Annotated in this window: 5 protein-coding genes and 1 pseudogene; 2 read left to right on the top strand and 4 right to left on the bottom strand. The window is 57.8% G+C overall.

The features are described from left to right. The 4 genes and pseudogenes from HV796_RS27130 to HV796_RS27115 all read right to left on the bottom strand — a co-directional run. Positions 1-228 (bottom strand): FAD-dependent oxidoreductase (locus tag HV796_RS27130; protein ID WP_175229586.1); only part of this gene is annotated, 228 nt, incomplete at its 3' end. Between the two features lie 464 nt (positions 229-692). Next, positions 693-1766: an AraC family transcriptional regulator gene (locus tag HV796_RS27125; protein ID WP_175229573.1), complete on the bottom strand. Its 1074-nt coding sequence runs from the start codon at positions 1764-1766 to the stop codon at positions 693-695. Positions 1767-2016: 250 nt separating this feature from the next. Continuing rightward, a complete protein-coding gene (locus HV796_RS27120; RefSeq protein ID WP_175229572.1) occupies positions 2017-2937 on the bottom strand; it encodes an NAD(P)-dependent oxidoreductase in 921 nt (306 codons plus the stop codon). A 47-nt stretch (positions 2938-2984) separates the two neighbouring features. Beyond that, positions 2985-4414 (bottom strand): annotated as a pseudogene (locus tag HV796_RS27115) (aldehyde dehydrogenase family protein). Positions 4415-4526: 112 nt separating this feature from the next. Between HV796_RS27115 and HV796_RS27110 the strand changes: the two are divergent. Continuing rightward, positions 4527-5546: a LysR family transcriptional regulator gene (locus tag HV796_RS27110; protein ID WP_343052989.1), complete on the top strand. Its 1020-nt coding sequence runs from the start codon at positions 4527-4529 to the stop codon at positions 5544-5546. Positions 5547-5661: 115 nt separating this feature from the next. Next, positions 5662-6222: a hypothetical protein gene (locus HV796_RS27105; protein WP_175229570.1), complete on the top strand. Its 561-nt coding sequence runs from the start codon at positions 5662-5664 to the stop codon at positions 6220-6222.

The following is a 6222-nucleotide window of genomic DNA, read 5'->3' as shown; positions in this document are numbered from 1 at the left end:
AGCTTCACGATCGATCACGGTGACTTCATGACCCGCGCCGGCGAGATAATAGGCGCTCGTCACGCCGACGACGCCACTGCCCAGAACGACGACTCGCATAGCTGCTCCACTTTTCAAATAACTTGCATTAGTTGACCTTAATTCAAAAATAGAGAATTCAGATATCGGAATTGCAGGCTTATTTAACGAAGAAGGTGTGGCGCATGAGGTATCGGCCCGGCCTTTAATTAACAGCTAACGCTTACCCGGTTTTCTTCGGAAACTGACTCATCTTTTAAGGCAAGTAAAGCCAGCAAATGCCGGTTTCTTCTTTTCATCCGAGTTCGAATGGCGTCTTCCGGAGCTGGAGCTAGCCTGCTTTGCGAATCGCGTCGCCGCGTTGTTCCTCAAGCGCTAAAAGTTCTTTACCTGTTTCAACGATTTGGCATTAACGCTCTATCCGGTTAAAAAATGCCATCACCCTCATCTCCCGCGAAAACATTCGAGCCATTCCATGAAGTGACCTTACCCCGCCTGGCTTACCATTCGTAAGTTAGCTGGCCGGCCAGCTTCTGATGGATGCAATTCCCGGAATGGGCCCAGCGCCAGCTGCCGCAACGCGTTATGCGGGCGAGCCGGTGTGGGTTGGCAAATGGATCGCCGCATCGGCGCGGAGGTGACGTGCCCTGCGCTGTCGCGTTTGACTAACCTGTCTAAGCGAGCTCTTTTTCAGCGATCAATCTGCAGTGTAGAAGGTACTCACGCGGCGTCATTCCGTGCTGCTTCTTGAACATACGGCTGAAGTGCGCCGGACTCGCAAAGCCATTCAGGCAAGCAATTTCGGCAATCGCCAAACCAGGTATGGTGGCAAGTAACCTGCGCGCATGCTCGAGTCGAAGCGCGTAGACATGGCGCATTGGCGACAAACCCAGCTGCCTGAATGCACGCGTCAACGAACTGATGGAGGTATTCAGTTCGTCGGCCATGCCCTCTACGCTGAGTGTCTGATCGCCAATACGGCGCTCGATCAGTTGCGTCGCTCGCATCACCACGGCTTTGGCCGAGCGCCCCCTGTTCGCCGCGTCGGTACTGTAAATCAAGACTGCTAGCAATTCCGGAAGCATTTGTCTGCCAATGCGTGTTCTTAGCACTTCGCTCACATTGTCGATATGTGAAGCGAACGCCAGAACGAATTCGCGGATCAAGGCGGCGTCGGGACCCTCCCGAAGCGGATGGCAGGCAGTGACAAATCGGGAAGCGATACCGCGCTCGGATAACGCCCGCTTCGGAACACGCAACACTGCGATTTGGCTCAATTTCCGGAAGAATTGGGTAAAGCGGAGCGACGAGTCGATGAGAATGGCGTCCCCAGGTCCAAAAGACAGCGTTTGTCCGTCCTGCCCGATCAGCATCTCGCCACTTCGAACGATGATCAACGTCAGGGAGGTGTCAGACCCGTGTTCATGGGGAAATTCGATCTGCGAAACAGGACCGCCCACTTGTATATTCGCGATCACGATCGGCCCGGCACGATACCACTTGGCCGTCGTGATGCTGGAATAGGCCGATTTGAATCGACAGGGCTCTCCCTGCCCGGACAGGTGAGCACTCGATTTCCCCGGATCGAACTGCGCGTGTTGTGACTCACTCCTTTGAGCTCGGTCGTCCGGCACTTCAGGTCCCTTTAGCATCTTCCATATCTGCAGTGTTTGACTGACACCTGTCATCGCGCCACGCTGTGCGGCGTGCCCCACAGCGTGGCTTCCATTTCGTTTAGCGACGTTCACGACGCAACCGACGCCTTTAACATTATGACCGCTCCTTCCCATTTTTATGGCCCGTGCGTGGAAACACAGAGTCCACGTTTCGCATACTTTCCGCTGAAGCAAACCCGCTTGGTCGTTACATAGCTATAGCGGTTGCAGTTTTATCTCTCGCAACCCGGCAAGCGGTTAATCCATTTTTGCAAGCGCAATGAGTTCTTGGCGCTCGAGGCCGACCCAAAAAGACCATGCCCAAAGGTATTCCTGTCGATCTTCAATCCGGTGACCATCCAGACGGCGTTCGAGCGCGCTCGATCCTCGCCAGGTCGCAAATCACATCGGCAATGCCCGAGAAGTCGATTGATCCGCATGCGTTCGCGCGGGCAGCGCTGAACGATTCGTGCACCGCCGCTGCAACCGGCATCGGAACCTTCGCCGCATGCGCCGCGGCCAGCACGAGCGACATGTCCTTATGGGCGAGGTCGATCGTGAAACCCGGCGTGGTATCGCCGGCCAGGACCTTGTTCGGAAAATTGAGCCGGAGCTGCCCATTATTGGCCGAGGTCCCGAGGAGCACCTTTAGCGTGCTCGCCAGATCGAGGCCAAATCGTTGCGAGAGCGCCAGCGCCTCCGCGTTGACCTGACACAGCGTGACCGCGACATAGTTGTTCACCAGCTTGGTACGTCCGCCGGTACCCACTGCGCCGCAGTGATAGACCGTCGAGCCCATCGCATCGAGCAGCGGTTTGACCCGCGCGAAATCCGCGTCACTCGCGCCGACCATAAATAGCGATTCCGCGCGATCCGCGTGTTCGGCAAGACGGCCAACGGGCGCGTCGACAACGGACATCCCGTGTCGGATGGCTTCCTGCTGGAGCCGATCTGTAGCAACCGGGGCAATGGTGCTCATGTCCATGAGCACGGTACCCGCAATCGCATTGGCGAAGATGCCGTCGGCGCCCAATGCCACGGATTCGACTTCGACCGACGTCGGCAGCATCGTGATGACGATCGTGCAATCGCGCGCGAGCTGTGCCACGTCCCCACTTGCGCGGGCCCCCAACCTCACAAGATCCGTCACAGCCCGTGGATTCAGATCCATCACCATCAGCCTGAATCCCTTTTTAACCAGATTCGAAGCCATCGATTTGCCCATACGGCCTAAACCGATAAACCCGATATTTTCTGTGTTCATTTCCATTTCCTCACAACGAGAACAGATCAGCGCATGAATTCCGGCGTTCAGTGATAGCCAATGTAGGCAGTCTTGCCCACCGTATAGAATTCGACGGCGCTCCTTCCCTGTTCTCGCGGTCCATAGCTCGATCCATTTCGTCCACCGAACGGAACGTGGTAATCGAGCCCGGCGGTTGGCAAGTTGACCATCGTCAGACCACTCTTCACATTGAGACGGAAGTGGGTGGCTAACCTGTGCGAACTCGTACAGATTCCGGAGGACAATCCGTAATCCGTGTCGTTGGCAATGGCGAGTGCCTCGTCATAGTCGGAAGCGCGAATCACTGACGCGAAAGGACCAAAGACTTCCTCGCGATTAATGCGCATGCTATTGGTACCCAACATCAACGCCGGTCTGATGAAGCATCCCGGCGTGGGTGCCTCGACACGATCCCCGCCCTCCAGCAGTTCGGCGCCTTCGTCTTTTCCGAGCTGGATGTAGCGCTGAACCAGGTCGAGCTGCCGCTGGTGAATGACCGGGCCGATATCGGTGTCGCTAGCGAGCGCTGGTCCGACTTTTAACGAGCGCATCCGCGTTACAAGCGCTTCCACAAAACGGTCGTATATGCCAGACATGACGACCAGACGGCTTGACGCGGTGCAACGCTGCCCGGCGGCAAAGAACGCACCGTTCACCGCGCATTCCACCGCGACATCAAGCTCGGCATCATCGAGCACAACCAGCGGATTCTTTCCACCCATCTCCAACTGGATGCGTGTCATGTTGGGGATCGCCTGACTCGCGATCTGCCGCCCGGTTCGCAGGCTTCCGGTAAAACTGATCGCATCGACCTTTTCGGTCAGTGCTGGCCCCGCGACTGCGCCGCGCGCATTGATCATGTTTACGACCCCGCGAGGAAGCCCGTTACGCTCAAGAATCTTCACCAATTCCCATGCGATGGCGGGCGTTTCTTCCGACGGCTTGAACACCACCGTGTTTCCGAACGCCAACGCAGGTGCGAGCTTCCACGCTGCAATTGCAATCGGGAAATTCCAGGGTGTGATCACCGCGACCACACCCACGGGCTCGCGACTCGTCTGCACACCGACGCCTGGACGAACCGACGGCAAGTTTTCGCCGCCGTAACGAACGGCTTCGCCGGAAAAGAACTGGAAGATCTGCATGGCTCGCACCACTTCCGCGACGCCCTCGTTCTTGTTTTCCCCGCTTCGCGTGACACGAGTTCACCAAGTTCCGCTCTACGCACGGCGATTTCCATCGCGGTTTTCATCAGAAGCTCGCTGCGAAATTGCGTTGTCGTGGCTGACCAGGCCGCAAGCGCTTCACGCGCCGCGCTAACGGCCCGTCTCGCTTGTTCCTCGCTTGCGAGCGCGAACACGCCAACACATTCGTTCAGGTTCGAAGGGTTGATGCTTGCGATCGATTCATCACTGCTCACCCATTCGCCGTTAATCAGGTTAGGTTTTACCGCCATACGTCTCTCCGTTCATTTGCCCACACCTGCTGCAGCGTCCGTGCCGCAATCCGCTGTAGCGCACGGCTGGGTCTCATAGTAGAGGTCGATGCAAGGTCGAGTCGAATAACATATGCTGATGGCAACATCAGGGTGCGGTATAGATCGAGGCGGGTGTGCGAACATGGATATGCGGCAAATCAGAGCGTTTCTCGCCGTCGTAGACACCGGAACGGTGACGCGCGCGTCCGAATTGCTTCATGTCGTGCAGCCAGCGGTAACGCGACAAATCAGGTTGCTCGAAGAGGAACTCGCAAGTGCGCTCTTCTTGCGCACTCGCCAGGGGATGCAATTGACCGAGGCCGGCAGTCTTCTCGTCGAGCGCGCGCGGCGGGCGTTGCGCGAACTTGACATCGCGAGAGCGGAGATCCATCCGGACGAGGCCGGGAAGCTTTCAGGCGTGGTCCGACTCGGGCTGCTGCCCAGCAGCTGCGATATGGTGGCGGGAGCGCTATTGAAGGCGATGGTCGAAACCTTCCCGCGCATTCGCCTATCACTTTCGGTCGACTATTCGGACCCGCTGCTTAACGCGCTTGTTATCGGCGAGATAGACGCGGCGTTGCTCTACAATCCCTGGCCGGCCGGTGCACTCGACATCGAACCTCTGTTGACGGAGCCGCTCAGCCTCGTTGGATTGGCGTCGCAACGATTCACCGAGGACACGCCCGTGCCGTTGGCCGCACTTGGGCAATCTCCGCTGATTTTGCCTGGCACGCACCATCGGCTCCGCAGTCTCGTCGAGCACGCCTGCGCAGTCGAAGGGGTGGAGATCACAGTGGCCGCTGAAGCACACGCGCTCGCCGTGCAGAAAAGCCTTGTCGTCCAAGGCTACGGTATGACGGTATTGCCCCGGATCGCGGTTCGAGACGAACTGGAACGTTGCAAGCTGAGCGCAGCGCCTATCGACGCGCCGGAGTTCGCACGCACCATCGCATTGGCGCAAGCTGCGCCGTTCGCCCGCCAGACTTCCCGACAGGTTCGATGTACTACACAACTCCTGCGCGAATGCATCCATCAAATCGTTTTGAGCGGGGACTGGCTAGGGGCGGAATGGATTCCCCATGCACCGGACCCGTCCCGCAACATCGCGTAGCGAAGGCCGAGCCGCCGCGACCCCTCGAACGTCCGATATCGACGCTGGATCGCTAATCGTGTACTGTCGACAACAGGCGGTACACTTGTGTAGTCAGCCAACTCCAATGAGAAAAATGACTTCCGTTCCCCCATTTGACGCGCTTGCCAAAAGCTACGGTGCCCAGATAGCCCGGTTTCGCGGACTGTCGATAATTTCAATAGCGTGCAACGTAGAGCGTTCCGTGGATATCGGATTCACGGCGCGCCCCGAGTCGTCGTTGGCACCCTTCTTTCGTCTCCCACCCCGTTTCGAAATCGCTCACCGCGTATTCGCCTATGGACCGGGTTTGCTGTCAGCAGGTGAACTGATTCGCGGCGACGAAGTCCTGTGCAGCGCGTTGAAGTTCCTGCTGTCGAATTTTCGCTGTACCGTTGAGTGGTCAGGTCAGCGTGTATCGGTGCGAGTCGGTGTGGGCGTCGCCGATGCCGATGCTACCGGCGGTCAGCGCTTTCTGTCGAACCTGGCGCTGGTTGCTAACCGATTGGGTGATGTTGGTAGACACAGGGTTGTGGTCAATCGCCGAGGCGAAGGATTCGGCCCTGCGCGCCTTCGAAAGATCACGCTGACGGCGGCCTTCATCGTGCCACTGGTGTTGCTGTTCACCGTGAAATATTGGATTTCGCGCGGATCGTGA

It is taken from the genome of Paraburkholderia humisilvae, assembly GCF_902859855.1.
Classification (GTDB): Bacteria; Pseudomonadota; Gammaproteobacteria; order Burkholderiales; family Burkholderiaceae; genus Paraburkholderia; species Paraburkholderia humisilvae.
This window is presented reverse-complemented; position numbering and strand designations above follow the sequence as displayed.

Coding starts and splice junctions, on each gene's coding strand:
- HV796_RS27105 (WP_175229570.1), top strand. CDS start 5,662: ATGACTTCCGTTCCCCCATTTGACGCGCTTGCCAAAAGCTACGGTGCC.
- HV796_RS27110 (WP_343052989.1), top strand. CDS start 4,527: ATGCTGATGGCAACATCAGGGTGCGGTATAGATCGAGGCGGGTGTGCG.
- HV796_RS27120 (WP_175229572.1), bottom strand. CDS start 2,937: ATGAACACAGAAAATATCGGGTTTATCGGTTTAGGCCGTATGGGCAAA.